This window comes from Hypericibacter adhaerens (assembly GCF_008728835.1).
Lineage (GTDB): Bacteria > Pseudomonadota > Alphaproteobacteria > Dongiales > Dongiaceae > Hypericibacter > Hypericibacter adhaerens.
The window spans coordinates 332,154-351,792 of the sequence record NZ_CP042582.1 but is presented as its reverse complement, the minus strand read 5'-3'; the positions used below and the strand labels follow the sequence as shown (position 1 = coordinate 351,792).

General features: G+C 67.6%; 16 protein-coding genes. 4 read left to right on the top strand and 12 right to left on the bottom strand.

The genetic code is table 11. The annotated features are described in order from the left end of the window. Positions 1-9: 9 nt before the first annotated feature. Entirely contained in the window at positions 10-1,227 is a 1,218-nt protein-coding gene (locus tag FRZ61_RS01600; RefSeq protein WP_151114641.1) for a mandelate racemase/muconate lactonizing enzyme family protein, read from the bottom strand. A 122-nt stretch (positions 1,228-1,349) separates the two neighbouring features. Continuing rightward, positions 1,350-2,933: an ABC transporter substrate-binding protein gene (locus FRZ61_RS01595; protein WP_151114640.1), complete on the bottom strand. Its 1,584-nt coding sequence runs from the start codon at positions 2,931-2,933 to the stop codon at positions 1,350-1,352. 183 nt (positions 2,934-3,116) lie between these two features. Here FRZ61_RS01595 and FRZ61_RS01590 point away from each other — a divergent pair, with 183 nt between their 5' ends. Beyond that, the gene (locus tag FRZ61_RS01590) at positions 3,117-3,995 is read left to right on the top strand and encodes a LysR substrate-binding domain-containing protein (RefSeq protein WP_151114639.1); all 879 of its coding nucleotides are present in this window, start codon (positions 3,117-3,119) and stop codon (positions 3,993-3,995) included. Positions 3,996-4,016: 21 nt separating this feature from the next. On the opposite strand, the gene FRZ61_RS01585 is transcribed toward FRZ61_RS01590, so the two are convergent. Further along, entirely contained in the window at positions 4,017-4,343 is a 327-nt protein-coding gene (locus FRZ61_RS01585) for a hypothetical protein (RefSeq protein ID WP_151114638.1), read from the bottom strand. 237 nt (positions 4,344-4,580) lie between these two features. On the opposite strand from FRZ61_RS01585, the gene FRZ61_RS01580 reads away from it, so the two are divergent. After that, entirely contained in the window at positions 4,581-5,690 is a 1,110-nt protein-coding gene (locus FRZ61_RS01580) for a phosphatase PAP2 family protein (RefSeq protein WP_151114637.1), read from the top strand. Here the strand turns inward: FRZ61_RS01580 and FRZ61_RS01575 are convergent. The 9 genes from FRZ61_RS01575 to betI all read right to left on the bottom strand — a co-directional run bounded on the left by FRZ61_RS01575 (position 5,677) and on the right by betI (position 16,025). Next, entirely contained in the window at positions 5,677-6,552 is an 876-nt protein-coding gene (locus FRZ61_RS01575; RefSeq protein WP_151114636.1) for a PfkB family carbohydrate kinase, read from the bottom strand. The two genes, FRZ61_RS01580 and FRZ61_RS01575, sit on opposite strands and share 14 nt — an antisense overlap. Then, a complete protein-coding gene (locus FRZ61_RS01570) occupies positions 6,549-7,361 on the bottom strand; it encodes a BtpA/SgcQ family protein (RefSeq protein ID WP_151114635.1) in 813 nt (270 codons plus the stop codon). Before FRZ61_RS01570 ends, FRZ61_RS01575 begins: the two co-directional genes overlap by 4 nt. A 151-nt stretch (positions 7,362-7,512) precedes the next feature. Then, the gene (locus FRZ61_RS01565) at positions 7,513-8,523 is read right to left on the bottom strand and encodes an oligopeptide/dipeptide ABC transporter ATP-binding protein (RefSeq protein WP_225309054.1); all 1,011 of its coding nucleotides are present in this window, start codon (positions 8,521-8,523) and stop codon (positions 7,513-7,515) included. Then, positions 8,516-9,538, bottom strand: a complete 1,023-nt coding sequence (locus tag FRZ61_RS01560; protein ID WP_151114634.1) for an ABC transporter ATP-binding protein — start codon at positions 9,536-9,538, stop codon at positions 8,516-8,518. The genes FRZ61_RS01565 and FRZ61_RS01560 overlap by 8 nt, the downstream gene beginning before the upstream one ends. A gap of 2 nt (positions 9,539-9,540) precedes the next feature. Then, complete coding sequence (locus tag FRZ61_RS01555) at positions 9,541-10,434, bottom strand: ABC transporter permease (RefSeq protein ID WP_225309053.1); 894 nt, start codon at positions 10,432-10,434, stop codon at positions 9,541-9,543. Beyond that, positions 10,415-11,359 carry an ABC transporter permease gene (locus tag FRZ61_RS01550; RefSeq protein WP_151114633.1) on the bottom strand — a complete coding sequence of 315 codons (945 nt, stop codon included), beginning with the start codon at positions 11,357-11,359 and terminating at the stop codon, positions 10,415-10,417. The genes FRZ61_RS01555 and FRZ61_RS01550 overlap by 20 nt, the downstream gene beginning before the upstream one ends. Positions 11,360-11,516: 157 nt before the next feature. After that, a complete protein-coding gene (locus FRZ61_RS01545) occupies positions 11,517-13,073 on the bottom strand; it encodes an ABC transporter substrate-binding protein (protein ID WP_191909245.1) in 1,557 nt (518 codons plus the stop codon). Positions 13,074-13,347: 274 nt separating this feature from the next. Continuing rightward, entirely contained in the window at positions 13,348-15,378 is a 2,031-nt protein-coding gene (locus FRZ61_RS01540; protein ID WP_151114631.1) for a CocE/NonD family hydrolase, read from the bottom strand. Beyond that, on the bottom strand, positions 15,375-16,025 hold the full coding sequence (gene betI / locus FRZ61_RS01535) for a transcriptional regulator BetI (protein ID WP_151114630.1): 651 nt from the start codon (positions 16,023-16,025) through the stop codon (positions 15,375-15,377). The genes FRZ61_RS01540 and betI overlap by 4 nt, the downstream gene beginning before the upstream one ends. A 135-nt stretch (positions 16,026-16,160) precedes the next feature. On the opposite strand from betI, the gene FRZ61_RS01530 reads away from it, so the two are divergent. Both FRZ61_RS01530 and FRZ61_RS01525 read left to right on the top strand, forming a co-directional pair. Then, positions 16,161-17,330 (top strand): iron-containing alcohol dehydrogenase, encoded by a 1,170-nt coding sequence (locus FRZ61_RS01530; protein WP_151114629.1) that lies wholly within the window; start codon positions 16,161-16,163, stop codon positions 17,328-17,330. 53 nt (positions 17,331-17,383) lie between these two features. After that, positions 17,384-19,423: a CocE/NonD family hydrolase gene (locus FRZ61_RS01525; protein WP_151114628.1), complete on the top strand. Its 2,040-nt coding sequence runs from the start codon at positions 17,384-17,386 to the stop codon at positions 19,421-19,423. The last annotated feature ends 216 nt before the right edge of the window (positions 19,424-19,639 follow it).

Here is a 19,639-nt window from a genome sequence, read left to right as displayed (position 1 = left end):
CCCGTCCCCTTATTGCCGGCCGTAGCCGTCGATCGGCCGGTATGTCGGCACGAGATGGAGATCCCCGCCCTTCCAGGGGTGGGCGAGCGCCACCGCCTCGTCGAGCTCGATGCCGAGCCCGGGCCCGCTCGGCGGGATCACATAGCCGTCCTCCCAGCGGATGCCGGTCTTGAGGATCCGGGCGTGGAATCCGTCCCAGCGCTCGATGCTCTCCAGGATCAGGAAATTGGGGATGGCGGCCGAGAGATGGACGTTGGCGGCGCCCTCGACCGGCCCGCAGTAAAGATGCGGCGCCACCTGCGCGTAGAAGGTTTCCGCCATGCCCGCGATCTTCTTCGCCTCGAGCAGGCCGCCGACGCGGCCCAGCGCCATCTGCAGGATCGAGGCGGCGCCCAGCTCGAGCACGCGCTTGAACTCGTATTTGGTGGTGAGCCGCTCGCCGGTGGCGATCGGGATCGTGGTCTGGCGCGCCACCTTCGCCATCTCCTCCGGCATCTCCGGGGGCGTCGGCTCCTCGAACCAGAGCGGATCGTAGGGCGCGATCGCGCGCGCCAGGCGGATGGCGCCGGAGGTGGTGAACTGGCCGTGGGTCCCGAACAGGAGATCGGCCTTGGTGCCGACCGCCTCGCGCAGCCGCTTGCAGAAGAGCGCCGAGCGCTCGATCGATTCGAGGCTCGGCTGGCGCGGATCGAAGGTCGAATAGGCACCGGCCGGATCGAACTTCAGGGCGGTGAAGCCCATCGCCAGATAGTCGAGAGCCCGCGCCGCCGCCGCATCGGGATCGTCATAGACCGGCGAGTTCGAATAGGCGCCGCCATCCTCGGGGCGCGGATAGATATAGGTATAGCTGCGGAGCCGCTCATGCACCTGGCCGCCCAGCAGCTCATAGACCGGCTTGCCCAGCGCCTTGCCGTTGATGTCCCAGAGCGCGATCTCCAGACCCGACAGCACGCCCATGAGCGAGATGTCGGGCCGCATCGAGTAGCCGCGGCCATGGACGTTGCGCCACAAGGTCTCGATCCGGAAGGGATCCATGCCGAGGACGTGGCGCTCGAACACGTCCTTGACCATCTCCACGACCACCTCGGGCCGGAAGGTCGCGTTATAGACCTCGCCCACGCCCTCGATGCCGTTGTCGGTGACGAGCTTGACGAAGATGAAGTAGCGCCCGCCGGCCAGCGGCGGCGGGTTGCCGACCACGAAGGTCTTGAGATCGGTGATCTTCATCTCGCGTTTCTTCCCACGCGGGCGGCAGGACGCCACCCGCGACCTTTCAAGCCGGTTTCAGGAGAAGGCCCGGTTCCGCCATCCCTGCCGCGGAACCGGGCTCCGGACGATCGGCGCCGGTCTTAAGCGAACCACCAGCGCTGCGTGATCTTCAGGCCGTCGACGTCCCAGTTGCGCGCGATCTGATCGGGATGGGCGACCGCCTTCGAATGGGCGCCGACATAGTTGTAGAACATCAGCACCAGGGCGCCGCCATCGTCATGGACGATCTGCTGCATCTCCCGGTACTGATCGGCACGGGTGGCCAGATCGAGCTCCGAGCGGGCCGCCTTGAGGAGCTGGTTGAAGCGGTCGTTCTTCCAGAAGGTCTCGTTCCAGGCGGCGCCGTCCGCGTAAGCCGTGGTGAACATGAGATCCTGGGTCGGACGGCCGCTCCAGTAGCCGAGGCACCAGGGCTTCTTCATCCAGACCGCGTCCCAGTAGCCGTCATTGGGCTCGCGGATGACGTTGATCTCGATGTTCGCCTTGGCGGCCGATTCCTTCATGATCTGCGCCGCGTCGACGGCGCCGGCGAAGGCCGCGTCCGCCGCCGAGAGATCGACCTTGAGCGAATCCATCCCCGCCTTCTTGAGGTAGGACTTCGCCTTTTCCGGATCGTAGCTGTGCTTGGGCGCGGGATCGGCATAGAAGGGCACGCCCGGCGCGATCGGGCTGTCATTGCCGGGCGAGCCGTGCCCCAGCAGCACCTTCTTCACGATCTGCTCGCGATCGATCGCGTATTTGAGCGCGAGGCGCACATTGACGTCGTTGAAGGGCGCGACGTTGGTGATCATCGGCGCGATGTAATGCGCGAAGCCGCTGACCTCGGCGATGCCGATCTTCTCGTTGCGCTGGAGCAGCCCCATCGTCTTGAGGTCGACGCGGTCGATATAATCGACCTCGCCGGTGACGAGCGCGTTGGTGCGCGCGTTCACGTCGAGGATCGGCAGCACCACGATCTCGTCGAACCAGGTGTCGCGGAAATAGTTCGGATTGCGCGTGCCCTCGGCCCGCACGCCCGGCTCGAACGACTTCATCTTGTAGGGGCCGGTGCCGTCGCCCGACTGCCAGTCGGCCTTGCCGTCCTTCGCCGGCATCAGCGGGATGTGATAGTCCGACGCGATATAGGGGAAGTCGGCGTTGCCGGCCGACAGCGTCACGATCACCGTGTCCTTGCCGTCCGCCTTGACGTCGGTGACCGAGGTCAGGAGCGACTTGGCGGCCGACTTGGAATCCGCGCTGCGGTGATGGTTGATCGAGACGACCACGTCGTCCGCATCGAGCGTCTTGCCGCTGTGGAACTGGACGCCCTTGCGCAGCTTGAACACCCACTGCGTGGCGCCCTTGGAGGCCTCGAAGCTCTCGGCCGCGTCGCCGATGATCTTGCCGTCGGCCTGGACCTCGGTCAGGCTCGAGCGCAGCGACGCCCAGCCCCAGATGCCGTTGAAGGTGTCGGGATAGAGCGCGGGATCGAGCGTGTCGGTGGTGGCGCCGCTGCCGACGGCGACGCGGAACCGGCCGCCCTTCTTCGGGGCCGCGCGCGCCGCCGAGACGAAGGCCGTGTTGGCCGCCGCGACCGTCAGGCCGGTCGCGACCGACAGCTGGATGAAGTCGCGTCGGGACATGCGCCCCGCAGCGACCAGCTTCTTCATCAGATCCAGATCCATGCTGATCCCCCTTGTCCGGTTCATTGCGCCTCGCCTCGCAAGGCGGAGGGCAGGTTCGAGGCCGGCCCTCGCCTTATTAGGACCTAGAGCCTAAAAGCAGGCGATTGCACAAATCAAATGAAGCTTTATCGTATTTAGGCCCTGTTTTATTTGTGCGTCGCAAAACGCTTCCGGGGTCTTCACATGGCGTACCGCCTGCCTTCCATGGTCTGGCTCCGGGCTTTCGAAGCCGCGGCCCGCCATGCCAGCTTCACCGCCGCCGCCGCCGAGCTGGGGCTGACCCAGGCGGCGGTCAGCCACCAGGTCCGTTCGCTGGAAGCCCAGCTCGGCTATCCGCTGTTCGAGCGGCTGCCGCGCCGCCTCAAGCTGACCGAGATGGGCCGGGCCTATCTGACGCCGGTGCGCAAGGCCTTCGACGAGCTTTCCGCCTCGACCGCGGGCCTGTTCGGACCGGTCGGGGAGACGGCGCTGCACCTGCGGGTCCCGGTTTCGCTGGCGGTCCTCTGGCTGGCCCCCCGCCTGCCGCAATTCTGCCAGGCCTATCCGGACATCCGGATCCGGCTTCATTCGGCGATCTGGGGCGACGCCCTGCCGGCCGACCGGGTCGATATCGACATCCGCTACGGTCATGGCAGCTGGGCCGGGTTCCGTTCCGAGCTCCTGTTCCGGGTCCCTTCGGTGCCCGTGAGCCCGATCCATTCCTCCGTCGCCCGTCCGGCCGACATCCAGGCGGAGAACCTGATCCTCATCATGGGGCTGGAGGACGACTGGCTGCATCTGTTCCAGCGCACCGGCCTCGAGATGCCGGTGCATCGCCAGCATGTCACCGTGGACACCTCGATGGCGGCGCTCGAGCTGGTCGAAGCCGGCATGGGTCATACGATCGTGCTGCGCTGCTATGCCGAGCGCCTCATCGCCGCCAAGCGCGTCCGGCCCTCCTTCGACATGGAGCTGCCGCAGGAGAACGCCCACTACTTCCTTTTTCGCGAGGACGACAAGGCGCTGAAGCCGGAGGTCCGGCTGTTCCGGGACTGGATCATGGATCAGGCTGCCGACGCCTGATCCATCGGCGTCGATCCGGCGTCATGAGCGCGATGAAGAGCGGCGCTCCTCGTGCGACCAGTTCGCCCGGAAGTCGCGATCGATGGTCTTCATCCAGCGCTCGAGATTTTCCGCCAGCGCGTTCCAGTCGGCCTGCAGGCCCGTCTTGACCTGATCCCAGGAATCCGCATCCGCCACCTGCAGCCGCTGGCGCAGCAGGCTCGATTTGAGCCGGAGGATCTCGATCTGGCGTTGCTGCTCGGCCATGGACGGTCCGCCGTCCAGGATCTTGTCCGCGGCGGCCGCGAGATGCCGGTCGAGGGCCTTGAGACGTCGTTGGAGCTCGGCCGTGGTGAATTCCGTATCCATGTTCCGCTTCTCCCTGCTGGGGCCGCCGCACGATGCCAGGGAAACGGCCCTCGTTCCGCATCGGTTCCCGCTTCCAGCCATCGCCGGAAGAGCGAAATAACGAAGCTTTTTCAATTGACTACGGATTGAGCAAGAGAGCGGCGCCCTCCTTGCCCGATCGCGGTCACACCCGATTGACGGTCTATTGAGGGTTCTCGCGGATTCTTCTCCGCTGCCCTAGAGGGAGAGCCTCAGCGGATGAGCGTCACGATCCCGGCCCAGCTTCCGTCGTCGGCTGCCGCCGCCGCCTTTTCCCCGAGCTGGCTGGCACGCTTTCGCGGCGAGCTGCCCGGATCCTTGCGCCGGAGCGCACCGATCCTCTCGCTGATCGCGGTCTATTTCACCATCGGCATGATCGTCGCCGATATCGCCGATATCGGGGGGATCACCTCGGTCTTTCTCTACGTGCCGCTCTATGTCGTGCTCGTGCCGAACATGACCGTCTACCTCCTCATCTGCAACGTGATCCGGGTGATCGCGGCAGAGCGACCGAAGCGACCGCTGGTCCGCCTGAAGCAGGAGTTCTGGGCCGTTCTGGCGACGCCGCAGCGCCTCGCTTCGGCCTTGCCGATCCTGCTCTTTCTGCCGCTCTTCGGCAGCACCTTCACCATGGTCAAGTCGACCATCCCGACCCTCAACCCCTATGGCTGGGACCAGACCTTCGAGCAGTGGGATCGCTGGCTGCTGGGCGGGGCGGCGCCCTGGGAACTGCTTCATCCGCTGCTCGGCCATCCCTGGATCACGGCAGCGATATCCTGGGTCTACAACCTGTGGTTCCCGATGCTGGCCTTCATGATGACCTGGCAGGCCTTCGCGCAGGGGAATCCGCGGCTCAGGGCGCAGTATTTCTACGCGACCTTCCTCACCTGGATCCTCCTGGGCAATATCGCCGCCATCTTCCTGTCGTCGGTCGGGCCCTGCTATTTCGGCCGCGTGGTCGGTGGCGTCGATCCCTATGGGCCGCTCATGGCCTACCTGCGCGAGGCGGACCAGCATATGACGGTCATGTCGCTCTGGGCGCAGGACATGCTGTGGGCCGCCTATCAGCAGAACGCCGCGACGCTGGGCTCGGGCATCTCGGCGATGCCGAGCCTCCATGTGGCGATGGCGCTGATCTTCGTGCTGGTGGGCTGGCGCAGCTCGCGCCTTCTCGGGCTGTTCTTCGCCGGCTTCTTCCTGGTGATCGCGATCGGCTCGATCCATCTCGGCTGGCATTACGCCGTGGACGGGCTGGCGGCCATTCTGGGAGTCCTTGCCATCTGGTTCGCGAGCGGCTGGCTCGCACGGCTCACGATCAGGACCGCTTGAGCGCCGCCCATTCGGCCGGGGCATCGGCCGGCCAGGGCACCAAGGGCGCCGGGAAGGCGCCCACCTCGCCGATCGTGCGGGCCGCCGCCTCGGCGCCGCGCGCGAGCGATGCCGCCACATCGCGGCTGCGGGCGTAGAGGCTGAGGAAGCCGGCGGCGAAGCTGTCGCCGGCGCCGGTGGTATCGACCACCTTCGGCACCGCGACGGCCGGCGCCCGGATGCGTTCCCTGCCGCCCAGGGCCAGGCTGCCCTCGGGGCCCAGAGTCACGATGAAGAGCCGGTTCCTCTCGCGCGCGATCGTCTCCAGCGCGTCGATCAGCGGCGCCTGCGCCGGCGACAGGCCGAAGAACCCCAGATCGAAGCGCGTCGCATAGCGCTGCACATAGCGCAGCGGCTCATCGGCGGTGCCGAGATTGCAATAGTCGAGCGCGCGCAATCCACCCGAGGGCGCCTCGGCCACGGTCTCGAAGAAATCGAGGATCTGGGTGAAGACGGTGGCGATCATCACGTCGCTGTGGCGCAGGACCTCCCGCTCCGGGCCGCCCAGGCGATGCGCGGCCAGCGCGCCCGCCTCGTAGCGCACGAAGATCCGTTCGCCCCTTGCGTCGCGGTCGATGTACTGCACCGGCGTGATGCCGGGACGCTTGGCGATGAAGGCGCCGATGCCGAGGCCCGCGATCGTGGCCTCGACGATCCCCGCCTCGCGATCCTCGCCCAGCGCCGTCAGCACGGCGATGCTGTCGGCCTTGTCGAACCAGCGCTTCGCATTGGCGGCGAAATTGAGCGAGATGCCGCCCGGACGGTCGGCGCGCAGATCGACATAGCGATCGATGCCGCAATCGCCGATCGCCGTCACCCTCACGATACGGCGCTCCGAGGCGCCAGACCCCGGGCGAGCGCCACCAGCGCCTTCACCCGCTCGACCGCGATATGATCGCCAAGCTTGAGGCTGGTGCCGACGACGGCGCCGTCGGCGACCGACAGGAGCGAGGCCCCATTGGCGATGTCGGTGCCGCTGCCGATCAGGATCGGCAAGTTGCCGGCGCCCTGCTTGGCGAGCGCCAGATCGGCCACGGCCGGCGGCTCGCCGGTGGCGTTGCCGCTGACGATGGCCGCGTCGGCACGATGCTCGCGCGCGAGCCGGGCCGATTCGTCGAGCCCGCGCGGCACCAGCATGCGCGCATACTTGACCTGGATGTCCGCCAGCACCAGCACGTCCTCCGCGCCGATGCGGGCACGGTAGGACATCAGGCCCTCGGGATCGATATGCATGGCGCCGCCATGCTCCGGCCGCTCCATCGGATCGACGAAATAGTCGGTGCGGATGAACCTCGCCCCCGTCGCGCGGGCGACGGCGAGCGAGGCCGTGGGATCGTTGAGCAGGATCTCGACACCGACGATGCAGCGCCGCGCGGCAGCCACCACCTCGCGCGTCACCCGCGTCATGGCGGCCGTGGTCTCCGGCGCCGACAGCACGGTGTGCGGACGGTCGTACTCGTTCTCGACCAGCGCTCCGTCGGCCCCGCCCGCCTCGAGCGCCGCCAGATCGGTCAGCGCCTTCTCGATCGCGTGGTCGATGCCCTTGGACATCGGATAGCCGGGCAAGGCCGGCAGATGGATCACGCCGATGATCGGCTTGGGCGAGGGGAAGAGGTCGCGGAACTGGGTCATGGGATAAGGGACAAACGAAAGGGAATCGAATTTCTCATTTTATCCTCTCCCCCGCGTTGCGGGGGAGAGTTAGAGAGGGGGCTGCTCGGTATCCGGCATCGCGTCATCCCCCTCCCTGCCCTCCCCCGAGACGGGGGAGGGGACAAGAATCTCAGCCCACGAGCGGAAAATGGCAGCGGTGGCTGTGGCCGGGATTGAGCGCCCGCACGGCCGGGCGTTCGTGGCGGCAGAAATCCTGAGCCTGGGGGCAGCGGGTATGGAACTCGCAGCCGGCCGGCCGGCGCGCCAGGCTCGGCACCTCGCCCTTGAGCGCCACCTCCGCGCGCCGCTTGTCGGGATCGGGCAGCGGCTGGGCCGCGATCAGCCCGTCGGTGTAGGGATGGGCCGCGCGCGCGAAGATCTCCTGCGTGGGTCCATACTCGACGAAGCGGCCCATATACATGATCGCCATCTCGTCGCTGACATGGCGGACCACCGCGAGATTGTGGGTGATGACGAGATAGGTCAGGCCCAGCTCGCGCTGCAGCCGGGTCATCAGGTTGAGGATCTCGCCCTGGACCGACACGTCGAGGCCCGCCGTCGGCTCGTCGGCGACGATGAGCTTGGGCGAGAGCGCCACCGCGCGCGCCACGCCCACGCGGCGCGCCTGGCCGCCGGAGAGCTGGTGCGGATAGCGGTCGGCGAAATCCTTGGGCAGCCCCACCAGCGCCAGCAGCCGCCGGGCCTCCGCATCGAGATCGCGATCGGTCAGCCCATGGACGATGAAAGGCTCGGCGATCAGCGACTTGACCGTGCGGCGCGGGCTCAGGCTCGAGATCGGATCCTGGAACATCATCGCGACATGGCGCAGATAGCCGGGCGCGGGCTTGCCCGTCTTGAGCGGCTCCTCGCTCTCGAACTTGACCGTGCCGTCGGCGATCGGCACCAGCCCCAGGATGGCGCGCCCGAGCGTGCTCTTGCCCGAGCCGCTCTCTCCCACCAGCGCCAGGGTGGTCCCGGCGCGAAGCCGGAAGGAGACGTCCAGCACCGCATCGAGAAAGCGGTTCTGCACCTGAAGCAGGCCCGCCTTGATCGGCCCCATCAGCGGAAAGCGCACATGCAGCCGCTCGACCTCGAGCAGCGGCAGCGTGTCCGGCCTGGCGCTGCGCGCGGGCTCAGCCACGGGCCGCCCCGTCGAGCAGATGGCAGCGCGCGATATGGCCGGGAGCGGCGGTCCAGTCGGCGGGCGCCTCGACACGGCAGCGATCGAAGACCTTCGGGCAGCGCGGCGCGAAAACGCAGCCCGGGGGCACCTGCAGCAGGTTCGGCACGTCGCCCGGAATGGTGGGCAGCTCGCGGCTGATCAGGTCGATGCGCGCCGGGTCGCATTCGAGCAGCGCCTGGGTATAGGGATGCTGGGGACGATGGAATATCTCGCCCACCGGTCCCTGCTCCACCACCTCGCCGGCATAGAGCACGACCACGATGTCACAGAGCTCGGCGATCACGCCCAGATTGTGCGAGATGAAGAGGATCGAGCCGCCGAACTCCTGGCGCAGCTCGCGCAGCAGATGGATGATCTGCGCCTCGAGCGTGACATCGAGCGCCGTGGTGGGCTCGTCGGCGATCAGCAGCTCGGGCTTCTCCAAAAGCCCCATCGCGATCGCGATGCGCTGGCGCATGCCGCCCGAGAACTCGTGCGGATGGCGGTTGAGCTGGCGCTCCGGATCGGGGATGCCCACGCGCTTGAGCATCTCCACGGCCCGGCGCCGCCGCTGCGCCGGCCAGATCGAGCGCTCGCGATACTGGATGTCGGCCATCTGCTGCCCGACCGACCGCACCGGATTGAGCGAGGTCATCGGGTCCTGGAACACCATCGAGATCCGCTTGCCGCGCAAGGCCCGCCATTCCTCCGCGGAGAGGCCGCGCAGGTCGATACCGGAGAACCGGAGATTCCCGCTGACGATGTCGGCATTGCCCTGCATCAGCCCCATCGCGGCCAGCGCCAGGGTCGATTTTCCCGAACCGCTTTCGCCGACCAGCCCGACGATGCTGCCGCGCGGCACCGCGACCGAGACATGGCGCAGCGCATGGACCGATCCCCGGGGCGTGCGAAAATCGATGCTGAGATCGCGGATGTCGAGCACGTTCCCGGCTTCCGCCGCGGCCGTCCGGACTTGCGAGCGCGCCACCGCCATGCTCAGAGGATCCTCCGCAACCGCGGGTCCAGGAGGTCGCGCAGCGATTCGCCGAGGAAGGTGAAGCCCAGCGTGGTCAGGATCAGCGGGATGCCGCCGGCGACCACGATCCAGGGCGCGTCGCGGATCGCGGTGAAGCCTTCCTGCAGGATGCGCCCCCAGCTCGGCGCCGGCGGCGGGATGCCCATGCCGAGATAGGTCAGGCCCGCCTCGAGCGCGATCACCGAGGGAATGTCCATGCTGGCGATGATGAAGAGCGGCCCGATGATGTTGGGCAGGATATGCACGATCAGGATCCGCACCGGGCTGGTGCCAAGCGAGCGGATCGCCAGCACATATTCGGTATTCTTGGCGGCGAGCGTCGCGGTGCGGATCAGGCGCGCATAGGCGGGCGTCTGGATCACCACCACCACGAACATGAGGGTGGCGACGCTGGCGCCCAGGAGCGTCATGACCGTGAGGCCGAGGATCACGGTCGGGAAGGAATAGACCGAATCGAACAGCAGCAGCAGCGCATTGTCGAGCCAGCGCGGCCCGTAGCCGGCGGTCAGGCCCAGGAACAGCCCCAGCACCATCGCGATCAGGATCGAGGAGGCGCCGACCGAGAGCGCGATGCGGCTGCCGGCGATGACGCGGCTGAAGACGTCGCGCCCCAGGCTGTCGGTGCCGAAGAAATGCGCCATCGACGGCGCCTGGAAGCGCTCGGTCACATGGATCTTGAAGGGATCGTCGGGCGAGATCCAGGGACCGAAGATGGCGCAGAACACCATCAGCAGCACGAAGCACAGGCCGAGCAGCCCGAGCGGGTCGTGGCTCAGGCGGCGCAGCAGCCGCAGGATCGAGCCCGCCGCGGCGAAACCGGCCGGAACGGGAATGTCAGAGGGCTGTGCGGACACGGGGATCGAGCCAGGCGACGATGAGATCGGCGATCGGCATGGCGAAGGCGAACAGCGCCACCGTCGCCATGACGGCGCCCTGCACCACCGGATAGTTCCGCACATTGGCGGAATCGACGATCAGCTTGCCGATGCCGGGGCGGGCGAAGATGTTCTCGGCGAAGACGGCGCTCGAGAGCAGGCCGCCGATGGCGAGCGCCAGGAGCGTCACCGTCGGCAGGATCGCGATCCGGAGCGCATATTGCAGCACGATCTTGGGCTCGGGCAGGCCGAAGGCGCGCGCCGTGCGCACATGGTTCTCGCCCATCACCTCCAGCATCGAGGCGCGCACGATGCGGGCGAGATAGCCGACCCAGCCCAGCCCGACGGCGAAGCTCGGCAGCACCAGATGCCAGAGCTGGTCGGCGAGGTCGCCCTTCTCGCCGGCGCCGATCACCGGAAAGAGATTGAGCTGGATCGCGAACAGGAGCAGCGCGTAGATCGCCACCACGAAGGACGGGATCGAGATCGTGCCGACCGAGATCACGCCGGTGAACTTGTCGATGAAGCTGTTGCGGCGGATGGCGGAATAGCAGCCGAGCGGGATGCCGACCAGCGCCGCCCAGCCGAGCCCCGTGAAGATCAGCGTCAGGGTATAGGGCAGGTTCTCCATGACGATGGTCCCGACGGCGCGCTTGCTCCAGACGTCGGTGCCGAGATCGCCGGTCGCGGCGCGGCCCAGGAACTTGACCAACTGGACCGGTACCGGCTGGTCGAGCCCCATCTCCTTCTCCAGCCGCGCGCGCACCTCCGGCGTCGCGCGCGTGCCCAGCATGATCGTGGCCGGATCGCCCGGGATCACATGGATGGCGGCGAACAGCAGCGTCATGGCGGTGACGCAGATGAGGACCGAGAGGCCGATGCGCTGGAGCAAATAGATCAGCATGCCGTCTCCCTGCGGCGGGCGTGATCGAGAAGGCCGGGACCCGAGCTTACCGGGCGTTCGCGGGAATGCAACGAAAGCGGGCCTCCCCGCCCTCGGCCCGCCGCGTCTGGATGAAGCGGCGGGCGGGCGGCAGGGAGGCCCCTTGTCGTCGGTCGCCTCAGGCCCTGGTGCAGAGCTCGGCGCGCACTTCGCCGCCCGATTCGAAGGCGGGCGTGACCGTGTCGGCATGGGCATAGAACAGCGGATCGAAGGTCAGCCAGACATAGGCGCCGGTGTCCTCCATGATCTCCTGCATGCGCAGATAGATCTGTTCGCGCTTCTTCGTGTCCGCTTCCTCGAGGCCCTTCTTGTAGAGATCCTCGAACTCGGGATCCGACCAGCGCTCCCAGTTCCAGACGCCGACCTGGTCCTTGAGGAACCACTGGATCGGGTCCGACGGATCGGGCGAGCAGCGATACTGCATGATCCAGAGCTGCAGGTTCTTCCAGTCGTCGCCCTTGGATTCGAGGCCGAGGTTCCAGAACGGGCCGGAATCGACCGGCTTGATCGTGACCTCGATGCCGACATCGGCGAGGTTGGCCTGGATGATCTGGCAGGCCGCGATGCGCTCGGTCTGGTTCAGGGTCACGAGATCGAGCTTGAGGCCCGACACGCCGGCCTCCTTGAGCAGCGCCTTCGCCTCGTCGGGATTATACGAATACTTCGCCGCGTCGCGATGGCCGAGGATGCCGATCGGGATGCAGCCGAAGGCCTTGGGCGAGACGCCGGCATAGGCGCCCTGCAGGATCGAGTCGACATCGATCGCGCGCTGGATCGCCTTGCGCACCTTGATGTCCTTGAGCAGCGGATGATCGGTGTTCATGCCGATCCAGGAATAGAAAGGACCCGGCGTCTCGACCAGCTTGGCGCCGGCCGGCAGCGACTTCTTGTAGCGGGCCGCGGTCTCGGTCGTGATCGAGGTCACGTCGATCTCATGGCCTTCGAAGGCGAGCTCGGCGGCCTTGGTGTCCTCGACGTCGATGAAATGCACCTCGGCGAAGGCCGGCTTGTCGCCGACATAGTCCGGATTGGCCTTCAGCACCATCTTCTGCTTCGGCGTCCACTCCGTCATGGTGTAGGGGCCGCACTGCGCCGGGAACTCGGTGGTGAACTTCGCGTCCTGCAGCTTCTCGGTCAGCGCCTTGGGCAGGATCGAGCCCGATTCCGAGGCGATGCCCAGGAGCCAGGTCGCCACGAAGGGCGTCTTCAGGACGATGACGCCGCTGTGCGAATCCTTGACCTCGACATGGTCGAGGGTGGGCCAGCGCGCGGACCAGTCGCTGTTGATCATCCGCTCGAAGGAGAACTTCACGTCCTCGGCGGTGACCTCCCCGCCATTGCTGCTCCACTTCAGCCCCTTCTTCAGGGTGAAGGAGATGTGGGTGTCGTCGTCCTGCGCCACCTTCTCGACATAGGCGGAGGGCGCCCAGGTCCAGTTGCCGTTCGCGTCATGCACCGGCACCGCCAGGCGCGGCGTGCAGGCATAGAGCGCGCTGGTCTCGGCGCCGCCGATCATGTAGCCGGGATCCAGCACCTGGATGTCGCCGACCATGCGCACCTTGAGGATGCCCCCCTCGGCGCCCAGCACATGCTCGGGCTTGATCCCGAGCGCCGTGATCGTCGCCATGGCGGCTGCGCTCTGCAGCACGGTGCGACGGCTAAGCTTGAAATCCATGTCCAGTCTCCCTGTCGAGTTTCGATTTCTTTCGCGACAATCCCGGCCAGACCCCAAAACCGGCCTGTCGGCTGTCCGATTGGCGTCGAGCATGACGCCTTCTCCGCCTGTCGACAATCTCTCCTGTTGAACGCGGCCCCGATATTCCGGAACCGTGCGCCCGTCCCCGCCCTTCCTTCAGCCCTGCTTGGGCTGCGCTTAAATGGCCCTTATTCCAGTATTCTGGACCGCCCCGATCCGGCCGCCCTGCGCCGGTCCTTCTCCCGCTCCCGGCTCATCGATGATCGCGCGGAACGCGCTGGTCGAAGCTGCGGCTGAAGAAGCGCCGGCCGCCGTCATAGGCGTCGATATCGGAATGGAAGATGAAGTGGGTCTTGTCGCAGGACATCAGGATCCGCGTCTCGAGCCGGGCATCCCAACCGTCGCGCTTGTAGTGCATCTCGGTCGAGACCGTGCAGCGCGCGGTCAGGGGATCGTTGCGCGCGATCGCGAACTCCTTGACCTTGCCGTAATGGATCACGGTGCCGATATCGTCGATCCGCGCCAGCCCGTCGTCGCGGCTGTTGCGCACCACGGTTTCGCCGCTCTCGGCGTCGAAGATCACCTGGCGCTGCTCGCGGCCGGGATCGTACACGGTGCGCCGCAGCGCCGTCGCCTTCTCCACCGGTCCGAAACCGGGATAGCCCCGAATCTCGCCCGCCGGCAGCACCGGCAACGCCAGGCGGCTCTCGCCGGTATGGAGCGTCAGGACCGCCGCCTCGGGCGAAGGCCAGGCCATCGGCCAGTAGCAGCTCGAGACCGAGATGCGCACGCGCCGGCCGGTGGCGAAGCGGTGGGCGCATTCGGTCAAGGGCACGGTCACGCGATAGCGTTTGCCCGGCGCCAGCGCGTCCGGATGCTCATGGCTGTCGCGCTGCGCGAGATTGAGCAGCCCATAGGCGACGCGGGTCGCGGCCCCGTCGGGCGCCACATCGCTGAGCCGCACCGCGACCAGCGCCTGAGGCTTGTCGGATTCGATCTCGAGCGTGACGGAAGGCGCTCCCACCACAATCAGCGGCTCGGGCAGCGCCGGCAGATCGAAGGTGAGCGATCCGGCATCGTCCATGCGCTGGTCGAGCGGCATCTCGGGCGCCACCTTGCCCAGCCCATAGGCGCACCATTCGCCGCCGGCGAGACCGGTCGTCTCCGGCGAGCGGAGCGTCAGCGCCGCCCCCGCTTCCGGCTTCGCCGCGAGCCCTTGCGGGTTCAGTGCCAGCACCCGTTTCTCGATCGCCGCCGCCGGCCAGCGATCGATCGCGATCCATTGGCCCGGGCGGAAATCGTAATGCGACTGCGGCGGCACGCTGTCCTGGAGATAGAGCCGCAAGGTCGGGTCCTTCTCGACCCCGTTCTGCTTGCCCTTGAGCCAGCGGTCCCACCAGCGCACCGCTTCCTGCAGGAAGCCGATGGCGGGATCGGGCACGCCGCGCTGCGGATAGAGATGGCCCCAAGGGCCGACGATGCCCTTGCAGGGCACTTTCAGATTCTCGGCGAGGCGGAACACGGCCGCGGTATAGCCGTCGGCCCAGCCGCTGACGCCCAGCACGGGGCATTGGATCGCGCCGTACTCCTCGCAGACCGAGCCATGTTTCCAGAAGGCGTCGCGGCGCTGATGCTCGAGCCAGAGCGGCGGGAAGGGCCGCAAGGCCTCCAGCCGCCGGAGCCAGGTCTGTTTCCAGCCCGGTCCCACCATCTGCGGGTCGGGCGGCAGGCCGGCATATTCGAAGAAGGCGCCGCCCCAATCCATGTTGTCCGCGAGCAGGCAGCCGCCCATGAAATGCACGTCGTCGTGATAGCGGTCGACGGTCGAGCAGAGCGAGATCACGGCCTTGAGCGCCGGCGGCCGGCGCGCCGCCACCTGCAAGCCATTGAAGCCGCCCCAGGAGATGCCCATCATCCCGACCGAGCCGCTGCACCAGGGCTGCGACGCGAGCCAGGCGATGATCTCGATCGCGTCGTCCTGTTCCTGCTTCAGATACTCGTCGAGCAGGAGCCCGTCGGAATCGCCGCTGCCGGCGATGTCGATGCGGGCGCAGGCATAGCCCTGCGCCGCGACCCAGGGATGCATCTCCTCGTCGCGCGGGCGCGTGCCGTCGCGCCGGCGATAGGGGATGTATTCGAGCACCGCCGGCACCGGGTTGCGCGCGGCATCCTTGGGCATCCAGAGTCGGGCCGCGAGCCGCCGCCCGTCCGTCATCGGGATCCAGGCGAGCTCGATGGAATCGATCTTGTCGGACACGTCGCGGATGATCGGCTCGGCATTCATGATCGTGATCTTGCTTTCGGTGATGCGGCCGCGCGGCGGCGGCGCCTGGAGGGCCCCGCCATCCCCGCGCCGGGCGGCAGGCGGCTGGCCAGGTAGTCGCGGCAGAGGCGCCGCGCGCGGGCGGGCTGGATCCGCTTGGCGTCGATCGCATAGGCCCACCAGAAGCCGTCGATGAGCGCGGTCAGGCCGAGGAAGATGTCCTCGGCGAGCGGGGCCGGCACCATCTGCCGGAGCGCGAACATGATGTTCGATTCGAAGCGACGGTTGAGCATGCGCTGCAGGCGGGCGAAGCGCGGGTTGCGCCTGACCTCGAGCCAGAAGGTGAGCCAGGCGACCATCGATTCGGGCAGGAAATGCCGGCGCGAGAAGCAGCCGTCGATGATGGCATGGAGCCGCCCAAGCGGCGTGGGCTCGGCCGGCAGGCGCGCCGCGATATCGTCGCCCAGGTTGCGCAGCAGGCGGCGCATGGTCGCCTCGAGCAGCGCCTCCTTGCCGTCGAAATAATGATTGACCAGCGCCGGGGACAGGCCGGCGCGCCGGCCGATGGCGGCGAGCGTCGTGTCCTTGAGGCCGTCCTCGTAGATCGCGGTGATGGTCGCGTCGATCAGCTCGTCGCGGCGGAAGCGCCGCAGGGTGGCATTCGCCATCGAGGGGTCCTGGTCACGGCGATCCAATGATCACCGGATGATTTGTTGTTCGATTGAACAATCCGCTGTTTGCCCTGTCAACCGGCTTGCGTCATAGTGGGCCCTCGAAATCTCCGACCCAACCGGTGACGAAAGATGAACGGCACCCCGTCCACGGCCCTGCCCTTGCGCGGCGACTGGCTGTTTCCGACCGAGATCCGCTTCGGCGCGGGCCGCGTCTCGGAACTGAGGGCGCTCTGCGATCGGTTCGGGATGAAGCGCCCGCTGATCGTGACCGATCGCGGGCTGGCCGCGACGCCGCTGGCCGAGCGCGTGCTGGCGGCGGCGGACGGGCCCGGCATCGCGCCGCGCTTCTTCACCGGCCTGCAGGAGAATCCGACCGGCGGCAACATCGCCGAGGGCGTCGCCGCGTTCCGGGCCTGGAACGCCGACGGGGTGGTGGCACTGGGCGGCGGCAGCGGGCTCGATGGCGGCAAGACGATCGCGCTCATGGCGGGCGCGGGCGGTTCGCTCTGGCGGTTCGCCTGGCCCGATCACGCCGCCGCCCAATCGGAGCGCGCCGGCGTCCCCATCATCGCGATCCCGACCACGGCCGGGACCGGCGCGGAGGTGGAGCCCAGCGCCATCATCACCGACGAACGTGGGCCGACGAAGCGCGCCGTTCTGCATCCCGCCATGCTGCCCAAGGCCGTGATCGCCGATCCGGAACTGACCGTGACCTTGCCGCGCGGCCTCACCGCGGCCACGGGCATGGATGCGCTGAGCCACAATCTCGAGGCGCTCTGCGTGCCGAGCTTCCATCCGATGGCCGATGCGATCGCGGCTTCGGGCATCGCCATGATCGGGCGCTGGCTGCCGGTGGCGCTGGCCGAGCCGCAGAACCTGACCGCGCGCGGCTATATGATGGCGGCGGCGATCATGGGCGCCACCGCCTTCGGCAAGGGGCTGGGCGCGATGCATGCGCTGAGCCACGCCATCGGCGCGCTCAAGGGCTGCCATCATGGCCTCACCAACGCGGTGCTGATGCCCTTCGTGCTGGCCTATAACCGGCCGGCGATCGAGCCCGCCATGATGTCGCTGGCCGAGATCCTTCGCCTCGAGGGCGAGGCCTTTCCCGCCGTGCATCGCTGGATCCTCGATCTGCGCCGCCGGATCGGGATTCCCGAAACCGTCGCGGGCCTGGGCCTGGCTCCGTCCGAGTTCGACCGGGTGGCGCGCCTCGCCGCCGCCGACATCTGCGCCGACATGAATCCGGTGCCGGTCGACGCGGCGTCCCTGAAATCCATCCTCGAGGCGGCGGCCTGAGCCCTGCCTTTCTTCCCGATCCGCATTAAGCTTCGATCCAAGGAGACCTTCCCATGAGCGACGCTTCGCCGAGATCCGCGGTCCGTCACATCGAGACGATGTGGATTCCGATGTCGGACGGAACCCGGCTCGCGGCGCGCGTCTGGATGCCGGAGGAGGCCGAACGCCAGAAGCTGCCGGCCATCCTCGAATACATCCCCTATCGCCGCCGCGACGGCACGCGCGACTGGGACGATCTCTCCCATCCCTACCTCGCGGCCCATGGCTATGTCTGCGTGCGGCTCGACATCCGCGGCACCGGCGATTCCGAGGGCGTGATCCGCGACGAGTATCTGAAGCAGGAGCAGGACGACGCGGTGGACGCGATCGCCTGGCTCGCCCAGCAGCCCTGGTGCAACGGGAATGTCGGGATGATGGGCATCTCGTGGGGCGGCTTCAACTCGCTCCAGGTCGCGGCGCGACGGCCGCCGGCGCTCAAGGCCATCATCACCTATTGCTCGACCGACGACCGCTATGCCGACGACATGCATTACATGGGCGGCGCCCATATCACCGGCAACCTGGAATGGGGCTCGACCTTCTTCTCGATCATGGGCCGCTCGCCCGATCCGCTGATCGTGGGCGAAGGCTGGCGCCGGATGTGGCTCGAGCGGCTGGAGGCGATGACGCCCGTCTTCGGCACCTGGCTCACGCACCAGCGCCGCGACGAATATTGGAAGCACGGCTCGGTGGGCGAGGATATCGGCCGCATCCAATGTCCCGTGATGGCGGTCGGCGGCTGGGCCGACGGCTATACCAACACCGTCTTCCGCCTGCTCAAGACCCTGAAGGTGCCGGCGCAGGGCATCGTCGGTCCCTGGGGCCACAAATACGGCCATGTCGGCGTGCCCGGTCCCGCCATCGGCTATCTCACCGAATCGCTGCGCTGGTGGGACCATTGGCTGAAGGGCAAGGACACCGGGATCATGCAGGAGCCGATGCTGCGCGCGTACGTCCAGGATTCGGTGGCACCGGCCAGCCATTATGAGACGCGGCCGGGCCGCTGGGTCTCGGAACCGTCCTGGCCCTCGGCCAACATCGTGCCGCAGACCCTGCATCTCAACGACGCGGGCCTGCGCCAGAACGGAACGCTCGGCGCCGCCGCAGGCAAGCCGGCGCCGCTCGCCATCGCCTCGCCGCAGACGACGGGCAGCGCCGGCGGCGAGTGGTGTCCCTACGGCCTGGGCGGGCTCGGGCCCGAGCTGCCGCTCGACCAGCGCGGCGACGATGCGAACTCGCTGGTCTTCGACGGCGAGCCGCTGGCGGCACCGCTGGAGATCCTGGGGGCGCCGGTGGTGACGCTGACGCTCGCCTCGGACCAGCCGGTCGCGACCGCGGTGCTGCGGCTCAACGACGTAGCGCCGGACGGGCAGGTAACACGTGTTACCTACGGGCTCCTCAACCTGACCCACCGCGAGAGCCATGCCGCGCCCACCCCGCTCGCGCCGGGCAAGAGCTACCAGATCCGCATTCCGCTCAACGATATCGGCCATCGTTTCGCCGCCGGCCATCGCGTGCGCGTCGCGATCTCGACCGCCTATTGGCCGATCCTGTGGCCGGCGCCGAAAGCGGCGACCCTCACGATTGCGGCCGGCTCATCGACGCTGTCCTTACCGGTGCGCCGGCCGCAGGCGAGCGACGCGCAGGTGACGTTCGGCCCGCCCGAGCCGCTGCCCCAGAGCGACCGGACGACATTGCGGCCGGGCAATGTCTATCGCCATGTGACGATGGATGTCGCGACCGGCGCGCAATTCATCGAGGTGCTGCGCGACGACGGACGCTCGACCCATAACGGCACCGGCGTCACGACGGAGATGGTGAAGCATCTGCGCTACCGGATGCACCCGGCGGACCCGGCCACGGCCTATGCCGAGGCCGATCATGATCTCACCAACCGCCACGACCAGGGCTGGGAGACGCGCATCAAGAGCCATTGCGCCATCGCCTGCACCGCCGCCGAGTTCATCGTCGAGGCCGACCTCCAGGCCTTCGAGGGCGAGCAGCGCGTGTTCTCGCGGAGCTGGACTCAGCGCATCCCCAGGGACTTGATGTAGCGCGGAAAAATTTTCTCGGAACGCGGGCCCCGAGTGTCGCGTTGATATTCTCGAGGGTGTGGTTCCCCCCAACCATCAAACCCTCATTCAGGTAGAGCAAATGCCCGCGCCGTCCTTCCCCCTCCCTGCGGCGCGGGCAACTTGCTCTTTCCTGTCATCGCCGGACTTGATCCGGCGATCCAGAGCCGCAAAGGCTGGATGCCCGGATCAAGTCCG

Excerpts from the sequence above, each read along its gene's own strand:
- FRZ61_RS01530 (WP_151114629.1), top strand. The coding sequence starts at position 16,161 with ATGAACGGCACCCCGTCCACGGCCCTGCCCTTGCGCGGCGACTGGCTG.
- FRZ61_RS01585 (WP_151114638.1), bottom strand. The coding sequence starts at position 4,343 with ATGGATACGGAATTCACCACGGCCGAGCTCCAACGACGTCTCAAGGCC.
- FRZ61_RS01560 (WP_151114634.1), bottom strand. The coding sequence starts at position 9,538 with ATGGCGGTGGCGCGCTCGCAAGTCCGGACGGCCGCGGCGGAAGCCGGG.
- FRZ61_RS01590 (WP_151114639.1), top strand. The coding sequence starts at position 3,117 with ATGGCGTACCGCCTGCCTTCCATGGTCTGGCTCCGGGCTTTCGAAGCC.
- betI (WP_151114630.1), bottom strand. The coding sequence starts at position 16,025 with ATGGCGAATGCCACCCTGCGGCGCTTCCGCCGCGACGAGCTGATCGAC.
- FRZ61_RS01525 (WP_151114628.1), top strand. The coding sequence starts at position 17,384 with ATGAGCGACGCTTCGCCGAGATCCGCGGTCCGTCACATCGAGACGATG.
- FRZ61_RS01545 (WP_191909245.1), bottom strand. The coding sequence starts at position 13,073 with ATGGATTTCAAGCTTAGCCGTCGCACCGTGCTGCAGAGCGCAGCCGCC.
- FRZ61_RS01595 (WP_151114640.1), bottom strand. The coding sequence starts at position 2,933 with ATGGATCTGGATCTGATGAAGAAGCTGGTCGCTGCGGGGCGCATGTCC.
- FRZ61_RS01550 (WP_151114633.1), bottom strand. The coding sequence starts at position 11,359 with ATGCTGATCTATTTGCTCCAGCGCATCGGCCTCTCGGTCCTCATCTGC.
- FRZ61_RS01580 (WP_151114637.1), top strand. The coding sequence starts at position 4,581 with ATGAGCGTCACGATCCCGGCCCAGCTTCCGTCGTCGGCTGCCGCCGCC.
- FRZ61_RS01600 (WP_151114641.1), bottom strand. The coding sequence starts at position 1,227 with ATGAAGATCACCGATCTCAAGACCTTCGTGGTCGGCAACCCGCCGCCG.
- FRZ61_RS01540 (WP_151114631.1), bottom strand. The coding sequence starts at position 15,378 with ATGAATGCCGAGCCGATCATCCGCGACGTGTCCGACAAGATCGATTCC.
- FRZ61_RS01570 (WP_151114635.1), bottom strand. The coding sequence starts at position 7,361 with ATGACCCAGTTCCGCGACCTCTTCCCCTCGCCCAAGCCGATCATCGGC.